The following is an 18792-nucleotide window of genomic DNA, read 5'->3' as shown; positions in this document are numbered from 1 at the left end:
GCCCATCATTCGGCGGGTCCGTCGCCCTTTCCGTCGCGGCGCAGCCACCGCACCGCGAAGTGCAGTGCGGTGATCACCACGAGCAGGCGTACGAAGTGCATGCCCGCGACGAGGGCACTGTCGCCGCCCAGGCCCGCCACGGCCGCGACCATCTCACCGACGCCACCGGGCACCATGCCGAACACGGACTCGACCAGACCCGCTCGTCCGGTGGCCCAGATGGCGAGGCCGACACCGATCCCGGCCGGGATGATGACGAGCACCGCGGTGATCCCCGGCACCAGGATCGCCCGAAAGTCCTGCAGGACCGACGGCCCCAGGCGGGAGCCCACCGCGCTGCCGACGGCGATCTGCGCGATGAAGGCCCACCACCACGGCAGCCCTCCGGCACCGCCAATGGTCAACTGAAAGGCGGCCGAGCCGAGGATCGCTCCGGTGAGCGCCCACATGGGTAGGCGCAGCAGGCGCCCGGCAACCGCGCCGATCGCGCCGCTGGCGAACAGTCCCAACAGGGCGGGGAGGCTCATGCCGGCCCCAGGATCGCGATGAGCAGGGGCAGCGCCACGAGTACGACGATCAGCACCCGGACGACGTGCACGGCGATGACGATCCCGCTTCGCGCGCCGACCTGCTCGGCGACCACGGCGATCTCACTGACTCCGCCCGGTGCGCAGGCCAGCAGCGCGGTGACGGGATCGATCCCGTACTTCTTGGTGAGCAGGGCGGCGAGCAGCCCGTCGACGAGCAGCATGGCGGCGACGGAGGCCAAGAGCGGGACGGCCAGGTGGAGCAGCGTCTGCAGGGTCTGCGGTTGCAGCCGGATCCCCGCGGCGCAACCGAGCAGGATCATGCCGATCAGCCGGACCTGGGCGGGCACCGGCGGACGGGCCCGGACAGTCGACACCGCAGCACTGCCAGCAACCGCTCCCACGATGCCCCCTGCCGGCACGTGCAACAGCGTCAGGAGTGTGCCGCCGGCCAGTCCGCCGAGCAGCGCCGGGAGCCCCGGCGGCAGGAATCGTCCGAACCTGCCGGCCGAATCACCGGGCGCGCTCACGACGACCCGGCCTCCGCCAGTCCGCCGGCCCGGCCGGGTGCCGGCTGGATGTCGGGATCGAGGAGTTCGTCCCGCCACAGCACTCCCCCGAGGTAGTCGCGCACCTGGTCGGCGGCGATGGCCGCGAACTCGGTGAACACCTCCTCGACCGTCCACCCGAGGTGCGGCGTCAACACCGCGTTCGGCAGCGATCGGAGTGGACTGCTCGCGGGAAGCGGCTCCTCGGTGAAGACGTCCAGGCCAGCCGCGGCGAGCGGGCCGTCCCGCAGTGCCTCCACGAGCGCGTCCTCGTCGACGATGGCCCCTCGGGCGGTGTTCACCAGCACGGACCGCGGCTTCATCGACTGCAGCCGCGCGCGGTCCAGCAGCCCCCGCGACTGGTCGGACAGTCGCAGGTGCACGGTGAGCACGTCGGTGCTTCGGAGCAGGTCCTCCAGCGGCAGCAGGGGGACGCCGTCGACACCGGTACGCGCCGTTCCCGTCCCCCGGTCCTCGCCCGCTCTGTCCCAGGCGACCACGTCCATCCCGAACGCCCGCCCGAGCCGGGCGACGTTGCGCCCGTGCCGACCCAGTCCAAGGATGCCCAGCCGCCGGCCGGCGAGCAGCCGACCGGTCAGCGGCGCCCACTCCCCCGCGGACATCTGACGGGACGCTTCGCCGAGCCGGCGCAGGCAGGCGATGGCGAGCATGAAGGTGAGCTCGGGCATGGCGGCTCGGACCACCTGGGCCCGCCGGCCCAACGCGGTGACGATCCCGCGCCGGCGCAGCTCGTCCCGGTCGACGTGGTAGGCGTGTCCGCCCGTCTGCAGCAGCAGTTCGAGCGCGGGAAACCGGGCCAACGTGGCGGCGTCGAGCCGGGTCCGCTCCCGGATCGCGAGGAGGAATCGCACGTCGCGCAGGTCGGCGTCGGGCACCTCGGCCAGCGGCCGGTCGAGGATCGACACCTCGCACAGCTCGCGCAGCGCGGCGGTGCCGGGTGCCGCGGCGACGAGACCCTCGCGGTCGTCCAGGACCAGCAGGCGCGGGCGGTCGACGCTCGATCCACTACCCACGCCGCGCCGCCTCCGCCCTCCGCTGCGCCGCCTGCCGGGCCGCGGCCTCGCCGGCGATTCGACCGAAGACCGCACCGCGTACGAGCCCCGCTCCCGCCGGGTAGTTGTGGTAGAAGAACCCTCCGGTGATCTCGCCCGTGGCGTAGAGCCCGGGCATCGGTCGACCGGCGAGGTCGTGGACCCGCGCATCCGTGTCGATGCGCAGACCCCCGAAGGTGAACGTGATGCCGCAGGTGACCGTGTAGGCGACGTACGGCGGCCGGTCCAGCGGTTGTGCCCAGTTGGACTTCGGCGGTTGTCCCGCCGGGCACGCGGCGCGCCCGTCCTTGCGGAAGGGGTCGATGGAACCGTCGGAGCACGCCGCGTTGAAGGCATCGACCGTTTGCCGAAGGCGGTCGGGATCCACGTTGAGCTTTTCCGCGAGCCCCTCGATCGTGTCGGACTCGACGGGCACCCCGGTGCTGTACCGGGGCTCCAGCAGGTGCACCGTACGCTGATCGAAGATCTGCGCCGCCCAGGCCCGCGACTGTGCTCGGACGGCGGCCCCCGTCTTGGCGTAGGTCAGCCAGACCTCGTCCTCTCCCTCGTCGACGAAGCGTTGCGCCTCGGCGTTGACCATGAGCCCGTACGGGTAGCTGTACCTGCTGTACTTGTCGGTCATCTTCAGCTCGCCGACCGGTGGGGCGTCCGCGTCGAGGGGAACGGCGTGACAGCCTCCCCAGTGCCCGAACGGCTGGCCGCCCTGACGCAGGGCGGCCTCCAGCGGAACACCCAGGTTGAATCGCGTCCCCCGGACCTTGACGAGGTCCCAGCCGGGCCCGAGCCACCGTTGCCGCATCTCGGGGTTCGACTCGAAGCCTCCGGACGCCAGCACGACCGTCCCGTAGACCCGCTCGTCGCCGGTGGGACGTCGCACGATCACGCCCTGGCAGGAGGAGCCGTCCATGATCAGGTCGACCACCGGCGCGTCGTACCACACCTCGATTCCGGCCCGCTCGACCGCGCCGAACAGGTCCTCGACAAGTCCCACGCCCTCGCCTGCCGCACGCAGCGCGCCGCCCGGCGGCAACGAATAGGCCTCGCCCTCCGGCAGCTTCGCCGGGTCGATCAGCTTGCCGACGCTCAGTTCCCACCGCACCCCGCGCTCGTGCATCCAGCGAACAGTCTCGTAGGACTGGCCGACGAGGATGTCGACGAGGTCGGAATCCGCACGTCCGTCGGTGGTGGTGGAGATCTCGTCGCGGTACCGCTGGGCCGGATAGGGACCGACCGAGACCTTCTCCGACCACCCCCGCGACTCATCCGTCAGCAACGGCAGCAGATGGGCCAGACCATCGTGGGCGATGCGGAAGATGCCGCCCGTGAACCGGCTGTTGCCGCCGCGGAGTTCCTGCGGGGCCGCCTCCAGCACGAGCACTCGCGCTCCCGCCTCGTGCGCGGCCAGCGCTGCGACGAGAGCCGCGTTGCCGGCGCCGACGACCACGACGTCGGCGACGTGATCCGCTGTCTCGGCGCTGCCCACCGACGTCGTTTCGAGGAATGTCACTTGAGGACCTCCGGGGTGTAGAGACCGACCGGTAGCGAGATCTCGGCGTACTGGTGCAGCACCCACAACGCCGCCAGCACACCCAACGTGTAGATGACGATCTTGAGCGGCTGCCACCTGCCCACCCGCCAGAGGAACAGCGGGATGAACAGCGCAGCGGCGATCATGGTGCCCGCGACGTAGACGAACACCAGGAACACCACGAGCCAACCGAAGGCGACCGCGACGTTGGCCACCTGACCGCGCCAGTCGGCGGGAGCCCGCTGCCCGGTCCTGCGGCGGGTGCGGAGTTCGGTGGCGACCACGCCCGCCGCGAGCAGCATGCCGACCACTGCGATGATGCGCGGCATCAGCGCCGCCCGCTCGCTGAAGCCGGCGCTCAGGACGAGCGCGCCGGCGAAGAGGGCGAGGAACACCGCGGCGAGCCCGACCGGGAGCAGGCTCTTGTCGAGGGCGCCGGCCTGCGGGCCTTCGTCCTCGTCGTCGAGGTGCTGACCGTCCTCGGCACCGGCTTCGGGCGCCTCCACCTTCGGCCGGGCCAGCTTCCGGCGCAGCGCCAGCAGCAGCGGCAGGACGAGCACCGCCATCATGATCAGAACCCCGGGGCGGCTGAGCCATTCGCCGGTGGTGTACAGGCGGTCGGTCAGGAAGTAGTAGCGCTCCATCGGGATGCTCAGCACGAAGCCGATGAGGAAGGGCGCCCGGGGAAACCCGCCGACCTTCATCAGCCAGCCCAGCAGCGCCAGCAGCAGCATGACCTGCAGGACGGCGAACTGCTGCGGCTCCTGGTAGGCGCTGACGAACATGATGACGACGAGACCGGCGCCGAGGATCGGGAACGGGACGCTGCTGAGCCGGGCGAGCGGCACGCTCACCCCGAAGCAGAGGGCGGCACCGAGGACGCTGGCCAGGGCGAAGGACCACACGATCGTGTAGACGAGGTCGAGGTGGTCGGTGATGAGGCGGGGGCCCGGCTCGACGCCGTACAGCAGCAGCGCTCCCATGAGCAGGGCGGCCGGTGCGCCACCGGGGATACCGAAGAGGAGCGTGGGGATGAGGTCGCCCGCCTCCACGGAGTTGTTCGCGCTCTCCGGTCCGATGATGCCCCGCGGGTCGCCCTTGCCGAACTTGCGCTTGTCCTTCGACGACGCCACGGCCTGGCCGTAGGCCATCCAGGTGCCGGCCGTCGCGCCCACGCCCGGGAGAACGCCGGCCCAGATGCCGATCAGCGCTCCGCGGATCACGTGGGTCCAGTGGGTGAAGAAGTCACGGATGCCCACCCGCCAGCCACCGCCGATGCCCGACACCTCGGAGACGGCGCCGCGACGCGCCACGAGGTGCACGACCTCGGCGAGGCCGAAGATCCCGAGCGCCACGGCCACGAGGTCGAGGCCCTCCTGGAGGAACAGCGAGTCGAAGGTGAAGCGGTAGTCGGCCGCCGCGGGAGCACCGCCGACCTGGCCCAGGAGTACGCCCAGGGCGCCGGCCAGCAGGCCCTTCATCATGTTTCCGCGGGACAGTGTCGCGGTGAGGCTGATGCCCAGGATGGTCAACATGAACAGCTCAGGCGAGCCGAAGGCCAGCACGAGCGGCCGCGCGATCGGGATCGACAGGGTGAGTCCGATGGCCCCGAGCAGGCCGCCGGCCATGGAGGAGAGGAAGGCGATCGAGAGCGCGCGGGCGGCCTGCCCCTGTTTGGCCATGGCGTGGCCGTCCATCAGGGTGACCGTCGATGACGCAGAACCGGGCACACCGATCAGCACGGCCGAGATGGTGTCGGAGGTGTGTACGACGGCGACCGCTCCGATGATCAGCGCGAGCGCCTGCTGGGGTTCCAGGATGAACGCGAAGGGCAGCAGCACGGCGACCGCGCCCGTGCCGCCGAGACCCGGGATGATGCCCATCACCAGGCCCGCCAGCACCCCGCAGGCCAGTAGGAGGAACAACGAGGGGTCGAGTAGTGCGCCCAGCGCGCTCAGCGCGGCGTCGAACATGGAAGGGGCCTTTCAGGTGCCGGGAGGGGACGCGGACAGGGGCCGGGCCCGATCGCCGGGCCCGGCCCCTGCGCACTACTTCGTCTCGATCTTCGTCTCGTACTTGGTGGCCAGCAGGTCCAACACGTACTTGCGTGCCGCGTCGCTGATGGAGAACGACTGGCGGACCTGGTCCGCGACCTTGTCACCGGGGTAGATCGGGTACCCGCCGAGGACCTTCTCGCCCTTGGCATTGAAGTCACTGTCGTCGACCAGCTTCTGCGCCGCGGCGTAGAACGGCGTGGTGATCGAGTCGGGCGTCTCCTCGTTGACCCAGATGCCCTTCTGGTACGGGAAACCGGCCGCGAGGAAGGCCTTGTACGCGTCGTAGGCCTCGCCGCTGGGGGCCTTCCCGTTCAGCTGCTGGTAGACCTCCTCGACGGTGGGCAGGTCCGGCAGGTTCGGGTCCCGAACGACCTCGCCCTTCTCGTTGATCATCCCGAAGGACATGAGCGGGACGGCCTGCTTCTTGTCGACCATCGGTACGACCTCGGTCTTGTACGCGGAGGTGGTCTGGTAGTCGATGTTGACCTCGCCCCGCTCGACCGCCAGCCGCGCCGGGCCCCGGCCCTCGAAGCCGAACGTGGCGTCGACGTCAAGGCCGAGGAGGTCGAAGGCGAGCAGAGCGCTCAGGTCCAGACCCGTGGCGCTGATGCCGCCGTACTTCAGCGGCTTCGGCGGGTTCTTCAGGTCCTGCACCGAGTTGATGCCGGCGGCCTTCGACGCGTAGATGACGCCGCCCGTGCCGTTGAGGATCAGCGGCCTCATCTTGGCGAAGTCGAACTTCACCTCCTTGCGCCCGAGCAGGGACTGGAAGTAGGTGGTGCCGGAGGTGACCAGTACCTGGGCACCGTTGGTGCCGCCGGACTCGACGAACTGGTTGGAGCCGGTGATGCTCTCCCCACCGGGCCGGTTCTCCGGGATGAAGGTCGGCTGGCCGTCCACCGTCTTCTGGAGGTAGGGAGCCATGAAACGGGCCCAGGTGTCCGTGCCGCCGCCCTCGCCGTAGGGGATGACCAGGGTGACCCGGTCCGGCAGCTTGGCGCCTTCCTCGGCCTTCCCTCCGCCGGAGCGCGACTCCGGGGAGGCGCAACCGCTCACGAGCAGCGAGCCGACCAGGGCCATCGCGGCCAGCGGACGCAGAAGTCGTTTCGGTCGGGACATCATCGTTATCCTCTTCTCCGTTTCCCCGCCGTGGCGGGCGCTCATATCGCTCGGGGAATGCGGCCGAAGGCGTCCTGTGTGTTCCTAGGCGGGACCGCCCGGCCCTGCTTTCAGCTTTGTCTTGACTAGGCGCCGACCGCCACCGGCACCGAGAGCACCCGGTCGGGCACCAACGCCCACCCCTCCATCAGGCGGCGGGCCGTCCGGTAGCCCGCGACCGCGTCGACGGTCCAGGCGCCGTCCACCAGCTCGGGGTGGGCTTCCATGTCCATGACGCCCGCGGGATGCCCGATCCGGGTGACCCCGTTGTCGGCCCCGGACGCCTCGGCCGCGATCGTGCCGGGGATCGCCGCGGCGACGGCCGTGCAGATCGCCCCCGTCAACGGGTACGAACGGTGCAGCCGGCCCATCGACATCATCGAGGCACGCAAGGTGATCTCTTCGGCGGCGACGGCCCCACCGTCGGCCCGCCGGTACGGCCGGGGCGGGCCGACGAAGGCCAGCTTGGGCACCGACGGGACGTCGCGGGTCGCCTCCTCGACACTGCCCGCGATGCCGGCGAGCACGGAGGCCGCCGCGCGCACGGCCTCGATCCGCGCGAGCAGCGCGGGATCCGCGTCGATGGCGTCCGGCTTCTCCGAACCATCCAGTCCGAGGTCGCGCCACCGGACGAAGACGAGCGGATTCGCCGCGTCCACCAGGGACACCTCGATAGTCCCGACGCCGGGCACCTCAAGGGTGTCGCGGACGTTGCCGGTCGGCAGGAGGCGGCCGGTGACCGCGCCGCCGGGGTCCAGGTAGTCGAGCCGGATCCGCGACCCCGTCCCCGGTACGCCCGGGATGGCGAAGTCGCCGATCGGATCGAACGCCCCCGCCGTCGTCGGCACGTGGGCGACGATCTTCTTCCCGGTGTTGAGGTTGAGGAAGCGGACCTGGGTGATCGGATCGGTCAGGGTCACGAGCCGCTCGTCGACGGCGAACGGACCGACCGCCGAGGAGATGTTCCCGCAGTTGCCGCGGCGGTCGACGAGGGGCTGGTCGATGCTGACCTGTCCGAACTCGTAGGTGATGTCGACGCCGTGCGCGGCTCCGTCGCCGATGATCGCGACCTTGCTGGTGGTCGACGTCGCCCCGCCGAGGCCGTTTATCTGGCGGCGGTCCGGGTCGGGGCTCCCGTAGGCGGCAAGGATGAACCTGTCCCGCTCCACCGGGTCGGTCGGCAGGTCAGCCTCGTGGAAGAACACCGCCTTGCTGGTGCCGCCGCGCATCAGGACTGCCGGTACGCGCACTCGCAACCCCCTAGCCTCTGCTCGCCACTCTGCTGCTGTGACGTGGATTGCATGCAGTTTGCACGCCGAATGCGTACGTGTAAACCCCTCACCTCGCTTCCCCGCCGAAGCTGGGGCAGCCCGGCAGGTTTCAGCCGGCGTAGCGCCGCTCCACCTCGTCGAATTGCGGCTTGCGCACGACGCGTTGGCGTTCCGCCCAACCGGCCAGATGCTGGGACGCGACCGCGAGCGATCCGGTGTCGCGGAGGGTGGCCAGGGCGCGTTGCATGCCCAGCACCGCCGCCTGCAGGGCCGCGTTGGCGAAGAGCGCGAGGCGGAACGAGCCCAGCTCCGCCACGGGGAGCAGCGGCGTCCGGCCGCCCTCGACGAGGTTCACAACCTGCGGGATGCCGGGCAGGCGCTCCGGGACGGCGAGCAGCTCCCCGACGGACTCGGGTGCTTCCACAAACGTCACGTCGGCGCCGGCCTCCGCGAACATCCTTGCGCGTTCAATCGCGGCGTCGAAGCCCTCGACCGATCGGGCGTCCGTCCGAGCGATGATCAAGGTGGTGTCACGCGCGTCCGCGGCGGCACGTACCTTCGCCTCCATCTCCGCAACCGGCACGACCTGCTTGCCGGCGAAATGGCCGCAACGCTTGGGAAACACCTGGTCCTCGATCTGGATCGCGTCGGCTCCGGCGCGCTCCAGCATCCGAACCGCGCGCTGTACCCCGACCGGGTTACCGAAGCCGGTGTCCGCGTCGACGACCAACGGGATGCCGACCGCGTCCCGGATCGCGGCGACGTGCCCGGCGAGCTCGTTGAGCGTCAACAGCCCGATGTCCGGAGCTCCGAGGTAGGTGTTGGCGATTCCGGCGCCGGTGACGTAGCAGGCTTCGAAGCCCGCCTCCTCGATGAGGCGCGCGGCCAACGCGTTCGCCGCACCAGGGCAGACAAGGACGGGGCCGTTGTTGAGGCGGGACTTGAGCTGTTGGGTTGGCGTCATGGCGGGAGAATACAAGTTGCATACATCTGCGCAAGGGGCTGCGTAGATGTGGCTCCTCGGGCTCCGCACCGTTGAGCATCTAGACGTCGATAAGCGCGGCGAGGTCGAAAACCACCACATCGACCCCGCAACAGAACACCAGCTCGCCGTACTCGCCAATTGCTAGGGCATCCGCCCGCTTGCGCACGACCAACGCCGCGCCGACGTTTCGATCGACCAGGTCTACCAGTCGTACGACCTTGTCGTCGCAGCCCACGGCCGCGAGTGCCCGGCCGCTTACTTCGGCGACGGCGACCACGTCGACGGGGCTGGGCAACTCCACCGCGGTCGGTGGCCCCGCGTCGTTCCACCCCCAGAGCCGCAGCCTCCGGTCACGGTCCAGAGTCACCAGGGTGGGCACCCCGTCTATGGCGACCAAACCATGGACCCTGTCGTATAGCCAGTCCCGCTCCGGCGTCGGCAGCAGAGCGCGGTCGGTCAGATCCCAGATGCGCAGCGGGTCGAACAGCACCCGGGTGACGACCGCGACGGGCCGTCCGCCGACCACGCCGGTCACCATGCCGTCGGACGGAAGGTTTTCCACCTGCTCGCCGAGGTGAGCACCGGTGGCGATGTCCCAGAGTGCCACTCGCCCGTCGCAGCCCGAGCTGAGCACCACCGCCCGCCCGTCGACCACCGCCGCGGCCAGATGCTTGGTCTCGCCGCGGTCGCCGGTGTCGATCGGCGGACCCCACTCCCGCCCCGAACGCAGGTTCCACCGCCGCAGGGTCGAGTCCTTCGTCTGGTTGACGTCGCCACCGCCGCTGACCGCCACCGGCACGCCGTCCACGCTCGCGCAGGCGACCGTCCGCACGGGACCCGGGTGGCCGGTGAGGGGCCCGCCCACCGGCTGGCGGTCGGTGGCCCGCCACCGACGTACCGTGCCGTCCTCGCTCCCAGTCACCACCAGGCGCTCGTCGGCCGCACCGACGAGAGCGACCGCGTGGATCCGGTCGGTGTGGCGAGCCGTACGGGGCAATGGCGGTGTGACGGAGAGGTCCCAGAGGCGCACTTCCGCCGCGTCGCGGGAGGCGGTCACCAGGTGGGGCGACCGGCCACGTGCACCGCGGCAAGGCTCGCGTACCCGGTGCAGCCAGTCAGCGGCGGCGCTGGCTGTCCGGTCGCCAGGCCAACCAGCTCGACCTGGCCGGACCGGGCGACGGCCAGGAACGTACCTGCAAGCGTCAGAGCGGCCCCGCAACCGTGACCGCGCACCTGACCTCGCCGGTCCGGACGTCGCGGACAACTACCCGCCCGTCGCTTTCCCCGGTGACCGTGACGAGATCGGAGTCGAGGTGGGCCAGGCTGTGCGGGTATCCGAGAAGCTCCGCCGACGACTCGCGTCCTGGCTCGGCCGCCGCCACGTCCCACCACTCGACGGTGCCCCGGAAGCCGCGGAGCAGCAGCGTGGCCCGGCCGTCCACCTCGTCGACCACGAGGTCGACCACGGGTTCCCCAGGCTGCACGACCTCGGCGCTCTCGCCCGTGTCCAGGTCCCAGCGGCGGATTGGCTCGGTCCAGTCGGCCAGCAGTGCCTGCGGCCTCCCGTCGAGCAGCGCGAGCGCGACCGCCGGATCGTCGCCAACCGCCCGCAGGATGGTCCGCAGCAGGTTCCCGCTGCGGGCGTCCCAGCCCCGCACCGCAGGCGCGCAGTCGTGCGTCTCACCAGCACGGCACTCGTCGTGCGCCCGGTTGGCGGTCGCGACCAGGACCTGTCCGTCGTGCCACAGCGCGGCCACCGCGTCGACCTCGCCGGTCGGGACCCTGCTCACGAGGCGAGGACCAACACCGGGATCGGTATGCCAGCGAGCCATCCCAAGATCTACCGACACGTGCGAATGCTAGGGCGTGACCCTGAGTAACTGCCAGAGCGAGGGCGTCCGAGCCTGTTGCTGTCACTCGTCGCTGTCACGATGTCCCGCCGACGGTGGACGAAGGGAGTCAGGGGTGGGCGACTGTTTCGAAACGATCGCTGACATCGAGACGACACCAAAGGAGGCTGACCTCCTGGGGGCCGAGGTGTTGTCGTGGCTGGTTGAGCAAGGCATCGTCCTTACCGGCCTGACCTGCGGATACTCCCCTATCAGGCGACATAGAGTCTTGTCGACTGCTGCTCAATACGGCTGAGCACTCCGTGTGAAGCAGGACGCCGCTCCCACTCTGATGCGATGAAGGAGCGGGGCCTCCGCTCCTCGTGACCTCCCGGCGGGATGCTGGGACTGCTCACGTCCACGACGAAGGAGGCCCCTGGTGGAAGGGTATGCGGGACAGCAGTTCGTGGGTATCGACCTGCATCGGCGCCGCTCGGTGATCGTCCGGATGACCGAGTCGGGTGAGGTGCTGGAGAGCGTGCGGATCGTCAACGACGCCGACCGGTTGACAGAGGTGATCACCCGAGCTGGGCAGTCGCCGGAGGTGGTGTTGGAAGCCACCTACGGCTGGTACTGGGCGGCCGACGCGCTGCAGGCGGCCGGGGCCAGCGTGCACCTGGCACACCCGTTGGGAGTCAAGGCGTTCGAGTACCGTCGGGTGAAGAACGACGTCCGCGACGCGATCGACCTGGCCGATCTGCTGAGGATGGGTCGCCTCGCCCAGGGGTGGATCGCCCCGCCAGCGACCAGGAAGTTGCGGGAGCTGGTCCGCCACCGCGCCAAGCTGGTCGCCGTGCGCAGCCTGTGCAAGGCGGAGGTGCACGCTGTGCTGGCCAAGTGTGGTGTGCAGGTGCCGATGACCGACCTGTTCGGGGTGGCCGGCACCGCGCTGCTGGACCGGCTGGACCTACCCGCCGCCTACACGGCCCGGATCGCGTCGCTGCGCCGGTTGATGGACGCACTCAACGTCGAGATCGACCTGTTCGCCCGGCTGGCCCGCGCCCGGCTCGCCCGGGATCCGGCCTACACCGCGGTCCAGACCATCCCCGACATCGGACCCACCCTGGGTGCGGTGTTCGTGGCCGAGATCGGCGACGTCACCCGCTTCGCCACCGCGCCGCAGCTGGCATGCTGGGCCGGATTGACCCCGCGCCACCACGAGTCTGACAACCGGGTGCGCCGCGGCTCGATCACGAAACAGGGCTCCCGGCTGGTGCGCTGGGCCGCGGTCGAGTCGGTGCAGACCTTGTCCGCGACCAGCAAAGTCGGGCAGATCCGTGACCGCATTGCCGCCCACCGGGGCCGCAACATTGGCGTCGTCGCGGCTGCCCGCCGGCAACTGGAGTACGTCTACTACGCGCTACGCGATCACCACGTGCGCGCCCTCCAACCAAACCCCACGGCGGCAGCATGAACCGCCCCTCGACTGGTCGGCGCGGGTCGTGCAGGTCATGACCCCCACCACACCAGGCGTGGTCGCCCCTTCTGATTGACCCCGCCGACCGGAGCACCGCGCACCCCATCATGCCCGCCCTGCCGCAGGCGAAGGGATGACCGGCAGCCCCCACGGGCCTGCCCACCGCCGGGATACCGGCACTGATGAGCGCAACGCCCCCGACCAGACGACAGACTTGGGGAGCCGCCACCTACGCTTCTCCGCCACCCACATCGTGCGCCCAGCGGCGCCGGCGTCAAGGCCCTACGGCCGCTACGCGGTCGGGCTACGCCCGAGCCCTGACCCCGACGCCTCACCTCGGCGCGCCCACAACACGACGAAGAAGACCAAAAACAAGGCCAGCACACCCCTTGACCGGCCCCGCCCCTTCAGGGATGACCTGCGCATACTCCCCTATCAGGCAACATAGAGCGCCGTCGACTGCTGCTCAATACGGCTGAGCACTCCGTGTGAAGCAGGACGCTGCACCGTCTCTGACCTGCGAAGACGCAAGACCGAAGGTCGGGCGTATGCCGTTGGGCGCCGTTCGCTGCCGTTGATTGCAGTGCAACGCCGTTCAGCGCACCCGACTGCTCCCAACCCGCTCCCCGGATCTCCCTCCCCGCATGGAGCCACACGGTCACAGCCGGGACAGTCTGCCAAACGCAGGACCGCAGACCCCGCGGCACCAAACGAGCCATCCGACGGTCGCCTATGGTGAGGGAATTAAGCTCCCATCTCGTCGATGTTTCACAGTCAGGCATCCGCCACGATCCGGTCCAGGGTGCGCCGGCCCATCCGGCTCATCGAAGGGTTGCTGTCCACGTAGTACCAGACCGCGCCCATCGCCTGCTGGAACGCCCACGCCTTACCGCGTTCCCACTCGACGTCGCCGCATCCGAGCGCCTCGCGCAACGCCTGCCGCGGCCCAGCTTCGAGCAGATGCCATGCGCTGACGAGGTCGAGCGCCTGGTCGGCCGGTCCCAGCCCGCCGACGTCGAGCACCCCGGCCAGACGGCCCCCGGACACCAGGACGTTGCCGGGGATGAGGTCGCCGTGGGTCATCAGGTCGGGCGCCTCGCGCGGCAGCACCCGCAGCGTCGCCCAAATGGCGCGCAGCCGTGGGACGTCCAGCAGACGCTCGCTGCGCCCGAAACAGGTCTCCAGCCATTGGTCGTGCGCGGTCAGCTCGCCACCTCGGCCGCTTCCGCAAAAGGTCCTCCCCCGGGTGTCGATGGAACGCACCCCGGCGATGAACTCGGCCAGATCCCGGGCGAACGCCACCGACTCGCCCGGGTCGTCGTCACTGGCCACCAAGCCGGGCAGCCACGTCTGCACCGACCAGGGCATCGGGTAGCCGGCTCCCGGCTCGCCCACCGCCACCGGCTCGGGCGTCGCGAACCGCGTACGGCCGGCCAACTCCCGCGCCGCCTCAGCCTCGGCCCGCAGCCCACGCCGGGTCTGCTCAACGTCACGGGGCTGCAACGGCAGGCGAGCGGCCAGCTCCTCGCCGATCCGGAAAATCGCGTTGACCGTTCCCTGTCCGCCCACGGCCCGCACCGGCAGGTCACGCCACTGCGGGAACTGCTCGGCGATCAGATCGCGCACGGTCTGCGGGGACACGGTCAACTGGTCGGCATGCATCTGCATCCCGGCGAGCCTAATCGGGTACGCCGACCGGGCGCTCGGTCCGCCCGGCCCTGCGGAGGTTCGATTGCCGGTATGCCGCCGGGCCGACCAGCGCCGCCACGGCGAGTGCTGCGACCAGCAGACAGGGGCCCAGCCAGCCCAGCTGCGCGTACAACCGGGTGCCCAGCCAGGAACCCGCACCGCCGGCCAGATACGCGCAGGTCATGTACGCGGAGTACAGGCGACTGCCGGCAGCGGAGCTGATGCCGTAGATTCGCACGCCGTTGGCGACCATGCCGGACTGCATCGCCACATCCAGCAGCAACAGCCCGGCTGTCAGCCAGATCAGTCCACCGGCGCCGCCGGTGGCGCCGACGGCGAGCACGATCGCCGAGCCGGCCACCCCAGCCAGCGTCACCTGGTTCACCGCTTCCGGACCGTACCGGTCCACCAACCGGCCGGCGATCGGCGTACATACCATGGTGGCCGCGTTGACCAGGGCCAGCAGGCCCACCACCCGGGTGTCGAGCCGGTACGCCGGTCCCGTCACCAGCATCGCCACGCACGTCCACACTGCGGAGAACCCGGCGAACGCCGCCGCCTGATACCAGCACGACCGGCGTAGCATCGGTTGGCTGCGCAGCAGCCGCAGAGGCTCGGCGACCAGGCTGCGATACGTCTGCCGCGACGTCGGGGTGGTCGTCGGCAGCGTCCACGCCAGCATCAGCGCCATCGTCAACGTCAGCGCCGCCGCGAGCAGATACGGTGCCCGCCAGCCGAGGGACTGGCCGACCACGCCACCGAACGCCCGTGATACCAGCATCCCGGCGATCGACCCGCTCAGCAGCGTTCCGCTGACCACACCGCGCCGCTCCGCCAGCACCAGACGCGCCGCCAGCGGTCCGGTGATCGGGGCGGCGACCGCGGCCGTCCCGGCGAGCAGACTGGCCCCGGCCAGCGCCGGCAACCCGGGGGCCAGGCCGGCGCCCAGCAGCGCCACGGTGGTCGCGGCGAGCAGGGTCACCAGCAGCGGCCGGTGCGGAATCCGGTCACCCAGCGGCACCAGCAGGAAGATTCCGAGGGCGTACCCGGCCTGCGTCGCGGTCACCACGCCGGCGGCGGCACCGGCCGAGACGCCCAGCCCGGCGGCGACCAGCGGACTGACCGCCTGCGGGAAGTAGACGGTGCCAACCGCCATGCCGCAGGTCAGCGCGAGGATTCCGACCAGCCGGCCGGTCTTGTTCGTCGTCACGGCCGCCAGTCCACGGCAGCCGGACCCGATCCGGAATCGATGTAGGCTCTGCCTTAATGATCAGTTACGAGCTCGGCGTCGAAGACCTCGCCGACACCCGCTTTACCTTCTCGCCGATCAACGAGACAGTGCTCAGCCTCCGCGTGCTGCGCGACCCGGGCGTACACGCGCTGCACCTGCCGTGGCGCCGGACCGTGCTGGAGCAGCTCGACCCCGCCGACGTCAACCTGCTGCTACTCCTGGTCGGGCCACGGCTGACCCTGCCGGACTTCCTCACCCCGCGGCCGGCCGTCTTCGCCCCCTCCTTCGACGACGAACTGCCCGGGCTACTGGCCACGCCTGTCGACGTAATCCGCCGGGATGTGGCCGCGGCGTACACGCCGAGCCAGCCACCGGCATCGTTACGCGCTGACGACGACCGCGACATCGCCGCGCTGCGCGACCGCATCGGCGCCGCGCTGCGCCGGTACTGGACCATCGCGATCGAACCGGTCTGGCCGCAGATCCGCCTGATCCTCGAGGCGGACATGACCTACCGCGCCCGGCAGCTGGCCGTCGGCGGCGCCCGGCTGCTGTTCGCCGACATGCACCCGCACGTGCACTGGCGCGACGGCGTGCTGTCGATCGACCGGATGATCAGCGACTTCCGGGTGGCCTCGGCCGGCCGTGGTCTGCTGCTTATTCCGTCGGTGTTCGCCCACAAACCGGCCGGACCGGTCACCGCGGACATGCCGCCGTCGCTGACCTACCCCAGCCGCGGCGTGGCGACCCTATGGGCGCCGCCGGCCCCCAACCCGGCCGCGCTGGCGTCTCTAGTCGGCCCAGCCAAGGCCCGGCTGCTCGGCCTGCTCGGCGAGCCACTGTCCACGGCCGAGATCGCCCGCCGGGTCGGGGTCAGCCCCAGCGCCGTGTCCCAAACCTTGCAGGTGTTACACGACAGCGGGCTGGTCACCCGCGCGCGCAGCGGCCGGCAGGTGCTCTACCGTCGCACTACGCTGGGCGACCAACTCCTCCGGTAGCGGCATGGACGACCATTGAGCAGGGTGATGGGTGAGAGCGTCGAGTACACGCTCCTGTTCGGGGCGGTTGGCGGTAGAGCCGGATCACGACGTTTTGAGCTGCCCCGGATAGGGTTTTCGGCACCCGCGATGTGCTGACCATTTCACCAACGGGCAGCGCGGCGGCCGACTGGGCCAGGGCGATATGAGGTGGTCGACCACTGGCTGGACCGGGGCGCTCGATCATGGTCGCGATTGCGGTGCGGGATTGATCCGGACAACTCCGGTGGAGTCATCGCCTCGGCCGAGTTGCATCTGCGCCGGCCGAGACCACCGAGCCGGGAACGCTGGGGGCTCTTCTTCCCCCGCGGCTGCCTCCACTAGCCGTCCTACACGTCGGACACGAGATCGGCGCGAGGCACGATCACCACGTGCAGGCGTCGAGGCCCGTGGACGCCCTCCACCCGGTTGAGCTCGATGTCGCTGGTGGCGGAGGGTCCGCTGATCCAGGTCATTGGGCGGTGTGGGTCGAGCCTGGCGAGAGCGTCCGGCACACCGGCGACGACCTGATCGGTCCGCAGCACGCAGATGTGCACGTCGGGCAGGAGCGTGACGACCCGCCGGCCCTGGTCGGCGGCTGCGTCGAGCACGACGGTGCCGGTTTCGGCGACGGCCACCGCCGCCGCGGTGACGACCCCATCGAAGGCGGCGATCTGCTCCGTGGTGAGGTGCTCGTCGGTCACCGCGTCTACCGTGGCGGGCAGCCAATGTCGGGGCACCCCGGGTGGCACCACGATGCGCCGGCCGCCAAGGACCTCGTCGACCACCTTCGCCACCTCTGCGTCCGAGCATCGGTGCACGGTGGCCTTGTAGTCGGTGAGCCGGTGCACCAGTACGTCGAGGTCGGCGGCGGCGCCGGCCGGCCGGTAGTTCCGTGGCACCTCGGCCGGTGACCGCGTACCGGGGCCGATGGCGGCGCGGAGGCGGCCGAGGATCTGTTCCCGTGAGCTCACCGTTCTGCCCACCAATCGCGGAAGGTCTGCGGGGGCGGCTGCGGCAGATCGCGGCCGATGGCCCAGCCGGACAGCGGCGGGGGCAGGCCGCGGCCGCGGCGGCCGGCGAGGCGGGTGAGCCGCGCGGCGCGCTGCGCGGCCGCGTACAGCGCCGGGTGATCCATCGTGTACGCCGCCGCGGCCATCGCGATGGACTCGGCGGTGGGTCGCCGTTGGGCGGCGACGTGGGCGGCCCGCAGATGCACCAGCAGCTCCGGGATATTGATCTTCACCGGGCATGCGTCGAAGCAGGCGCCGCAGAGCGACGACGCATACGGTAGGGAGGCGTTGTCCTCGACGCCGGTGAGCTGGGGTGACAGCACCGCCCCGATCGGCCCCGGATAGACCGAGCCGTATGCGTGCCCGCCGGCACGCTCGTACACAGGGCAGACGTTGAGGCAGGCGGAGCAGCGAATGCAGTGCAGCGCCTGCCGGCCCACCTCGTCGGCCAGCACGGCACTGCGCCCGTTGTCTAGCAGCACCAGGTGCACCTGCTGCGGGCCGTCCCCGCGGGTGACCCCGGTCCACATCGAGGTGTACGGGTTCATCCGCTCCCCCGTCGACGCCCGCGGCAGCAACTGGAGGAACACCTCGAGGTCCAGCCAGGTTGGCACCACCTTCTCGATGCCCATCACGGTGATCAGGGTCTCCGGCAGAGTGAGGCACATCCGCCCGTTCCCCTCGGACTCCACCACCGCCAGGGTGCCGGTCTCGGCCACCGCGAAGTTCGCCCCGGAGACAGCCACCGGGGTGTCCAGGAACGTCTGCCGCAGATAGCTACGCGCGGCGGCGGCCAGGGCCGCCGGATCGTCGGTGAGCGCTGGGTCCACGCCGGGCATCTCGCGCAGGAAGATCTCCCGGATCTCAGCCCTGTTGCGGTGGATGGCGGGCACCAGGATATGGCTGGGCCGGTCGTCGCCGAGCTGCACGATCAGCTCCGCGAGGTCGGTCTCCACCGGGCTGATCCCGGCAGCCTGCAGCGCCTCGTTGAGGCCGATCTCCTGCGTGGCCATCGACTTGACCTTGATGGCCCGGTCGCTGCCGGTCGCGGCCACCAGCTCGGTCACGATCCGGTTCGCCTCCACCGCGTCGGCCGCCCAGTGCACGGTCCCACCGGCCCGGGTGACCGCCGCCTCGAGCTGTTCGAGCAGCTCGGGTAGGCGGCTCATGACGTCGGCCTTGATGGCCGCGCCGGCGTCGCGCAGCTGTTGCCAGTCAGGAGCTTCGGCGATGACCGCGGCGGACTTGGCCCGGATCGTGGTGGTGGCGTGGCGCAGGTTCCGGCGGAGCTGCGGGTCGGCGAGGCTGCGTCTGGCCGCCGCGGGGAACGGTTCGTCGCCGCGCAGGTGCCCCACACCACGGGGTGCGGTGGCGGGCATGCCGAGGAATG

At 70.6% G+C, this 18792-nt stretch carries 16 protein-coding genes; 2 read left to right on the top strand and 14 right to left on the bottom strand.

The genetic code is table 11. The features are described 5' to 3' along the window. Nucleotides 1–5 precede the first annotated feature (5 nt). From GA0070624_RS16395 to GA0070624_RS16350, 10 genes are all read right to left on the bottom strand, one after another. Nucleotides 6–527, bottom strand: coding sequence for an AbrB family transcriptional regulator (locus GA0070624_RS16395; protein ID WP_091342063.1), 522 nt, complete (start codon nucleotides 525–527; stop codon nucleotides 6–8). Then, on the bottom strand, nucleotides 524–1057 hold the full coding sequence (locus GA0070624_RS16390; protein WP_176731724.1) for an AbrB family transcriptional regulator: 534 nt from the start codon (nucleotides 1055–1057) through the stop codon (nucleotides 524–526). Before GA0070624_RS16390 ends, GA0070624_RS16395 begins: the two co-directional genes overlap by 4 nt. Further along, nucleotides 1054–2109, bottom strand: a complete 1056-nt coding sequence (locus tag GA0070624_RS16385) for an NAD(P)-dependent oxidoreductase (RefSeq protein ID WP_091342061.1) — start codon at nucleotides 2107–2109, stop codon at nucleotides 1054–1056. Before GA0070624_RS16385 ends, GA0070624_RS16390 begins: the two co-directional genes overlap by 4 nt. After that, nucleotides 2102–3655: an FAD-dependent tricarballylate dehydrogenase TcuA gene (gene tcuA / locus GA0070624_RS16380; RefSeq protein ID WP_176731723.1), complete on the bottom strand. Its 1554-nt coding sequence runs from the start codon at nucleotides 3653–3655 to the stop codon at nucleotides 2102–2104. The genes GA0070624_RS16385 and tcuA overlap by 8 nt, the downstream gene beginning before the upstream one ends. Further along, nucleotides 3652–5649 (bottom strand): tripartite tricarboxylate transporter permease, encoded by a 1998-nt coding sequence (locus tag GA0070624_RS16375; protein ID WP_091342056.1) that lies wholly within the window; start codon nucleotides 5647–5649, stop codon nucleotides 3652–3654. Before GA0070624_RS16375 ends, tcuA begins: the two co-directional genes overlap by 4 nt. Before the next feature lie 75 nt (nucleotides 5650–5724). Further along, nucleotides 5725–6852: a type 2 periplasmic-binding domain-containing protein gene (locus tag GA0070624_RS16370; RefSeq protein WP_218105163.1), complete on the bottom strand. Its 1128-nt coding sequence runs from the start codon at nucleotides 6850–6852 to the stop codon at nucleotides 5725–5727. Nucleotides 6853–6977: 125 nt separating this feature from the next. Next, nucleotides 6978–8141 carry a 2-methylaconitate cis-trans isomerase PrpF family protein gene (locus tag GA0070624_RS16365; protein ID WP_091342052.1) on the bottom strand — a complete coding sequence of 388 codons (1164 nt, stop codon included), beginning with the start codon at nucleotides 8139–8141 and terminating at the stop codon, nucleotides 6978–6980. A 130-nt stretch (nucleotides 8142–8271) separates the two neighbouring features. Continuing rightward, nucleotides 8272–9126, bottom strand: coding sequence for an isocitrate lyase/PEP mutase family protein (locus tag GA0070624_RS16360; protein ID WP_091342050.1), 855 nt, complete (start codon nucleotides 9124–9126; stop codon nucleotides 8272–8274). A gap of 79 nt (nucleotides 9127–9205) precedes the next feature. Beyond that, complete coding sequence (locus tag GA0070624_RS16355) at nucleotides 9206–10204, bottom strand: WD40 repeat domain-containing protein (RefSeq protein WP_091342048.1); 999 nt, start codon at nucleotides 10202–10204, stop codon at nucleotides 9206–9208. Nucleotides 10205–10349: 145 nt separating this feature from the next. Next, entirely contained in the window at nucleotides 10350–10937 is a 588-nt protein-coding gene (locus GA0070624_RS16350) for a WD40 repeat domain-containing protein (protein ID WP_091342045.1), read from the bottom strand. A 478-nt stretch (nucleotides 10938–11415) separates the two neighbouring features. On the opposite strand from GA0070624_RS16350, the gene GA0070624_RS16345 reads away from it, so the two are divergent. Further along, nucleotides 11416–12450 (top strand): IS110 family RNA-guided transposase, encoded by a 1035-nt coding sequence (locus GA0070624_RS16345; RefSeq protein ID WP_091342043.1) that lies wholly within the window; start codon nucleotides 11416–11418, stop codon nucleotides 12448–12450. A gap of 777 nt (nucleotides 12451–13227) precedes the next feature. Here GA0070624_RS16345 and GA0070624_RS16340 read toward each other — a convergent pair. Together GA0070624_RS16340 and GA0070624_RS16335 are read right to left on the bottom strand one after the other, a co-directional pair. Then, on the bottom strand, nucleotides 13228–14121 hold the full coding sequence (locus GA0070624_RS16340) for an aminoglycoside phosphotransferase family protein (protein WP_245718823.1): 894 nt from the start codon (nucleotides 14119–14121) through the stop codon (nucleotides 13228–13230). Between the two features lie 10 nt (nucleotides 14122–14131). Continuing rightward, nucleotides 14132–15352 (bottom strand): MFS transporter, encoded by a 1221-nt coding sequence (locus GA0070624_RS16335; protein ID WP_245718822.1) that lies wholly within the window; start codon nucleotides 15350–15352, stop codon nucleotides 14132–14134. Between the two features lie 56 nt (nucleotides 15353–15408). Here GA0070624_RS16335 and GA0070624_RS16330 point away from each other — a divergent pair, with 56 nt between their 5' ends. Then, a complete protein-coding gene (locus GA0070624_RS16330; RefSeq protein WP_091342041.1) occupies nucleotides 15409–16371 on the top strand; it encodes an ArsR/SmtB family transcription factor in 963 nt (320 codons plus the stop codon). 368 nt (nucleotides 16372–16739) lie between these two features. Here GA0070624_RS16330 and GA0070624_RS16325 read toward each other — a convergent pair whose 3' ends face one another. Continuing rightward, complete coding sequence (locus GA0070624_RS16325) at nucleotides 16740–17363, bottom strand: LutC/YkgG family protein (protein WP_091342039.1); 624 nt, start codon at nucleotides 17361–17363, stop codon at nucleotides 16740–16742. After that, a complete protein-coding gene (locus GA0070624_RS16320; RefSeq protein ID WP_091348944.1) occupies nucleotides 17360–18781 on the bottom strand; it encodes a LutB/LldF family L-lactate oxidation iron-sulfur protein in 1422 nt (473 codons plus the stop codon). The genes GA0070624_RS16325 and GA0070624_RS16320 overlap by 4 nt, the downstream gene beginning before the upstream one ends. Between the last annotated feature and the right edge of the window lie 11 nt (nucleotides 18782–18792).

The organism is Micromonospora rhizosphaerae, assembly GCF_900091465.1.
GTDB classification, from domain to species: Bacteria; Actinomycetota; Actinomycetes; order Mycobacteriales; family Micromonosporaceae; genus Micromonospora; species Micromonospora rhizosphaerae.
The sequence above is the reverse complement of the archived record's forward strand: the minus strand, read 5'-3'. Positions and strand labels throughout refer to the sequence as shown.

What these genes read in the sequence shown, in the direction of transcription:
- GA0070624_RS16370 (WP_218105163.1), bottom strand. Translation starts at nt 6,852, where the DNA reads ATGTCCCGACCGAAACGACTTCTGCGTCCGCTGGCCGCGATGGCCCTG.
- GA0070624_RS16395 (WP_091342063.1), bottom strand. Translation starts at nt 527, where the DNA reads ATGAGCCTCCCCGCCCTGTTGGGACTGTTCGCCAGCGGCGCGATCGGC.
- GA0070624_RS16320 (WP_091348944.1), bottom strand. Translation starts at nt 18,781, where the DNA reads ATGCCCGCCACCGCACCCCGTGGTGTGGGGCACCTGCGCGGCGACGAA.
- GA0070624_RS16340 (WP_245718823.1), bottom strand. Translation starts at nt 14,121, where the DNA reads ATGCAGATGCATGCCGACCAGTTGACCGTGTCCCCGCAGACCGTGCGC.
- GA0070624_RS16360 (WP_091342050.1), bottom strand. Translation starts at nt 9,126, where the DNA reads ATGACGCCAACCCAACAGCTCAAGTCCCGCCTCAACAACGGCCCCGTC.
- GA0070624_RS16330 (WP_091342041.1), top strand. Translation starts at nt 15,409, where the DNA reads ATGATCAGTTACGAGCTCGGCGTCGAAGACCTCGCCGACACCCGCTTT.
- GA0070624_RS16375 (WP_091342056.1), bottom strand. Translation starts at nt 5,649, where the DNA reads ATGTTCGACGCCGCGCTGAGCGCGCTGGGCGCACTACTCGACCCCTCG.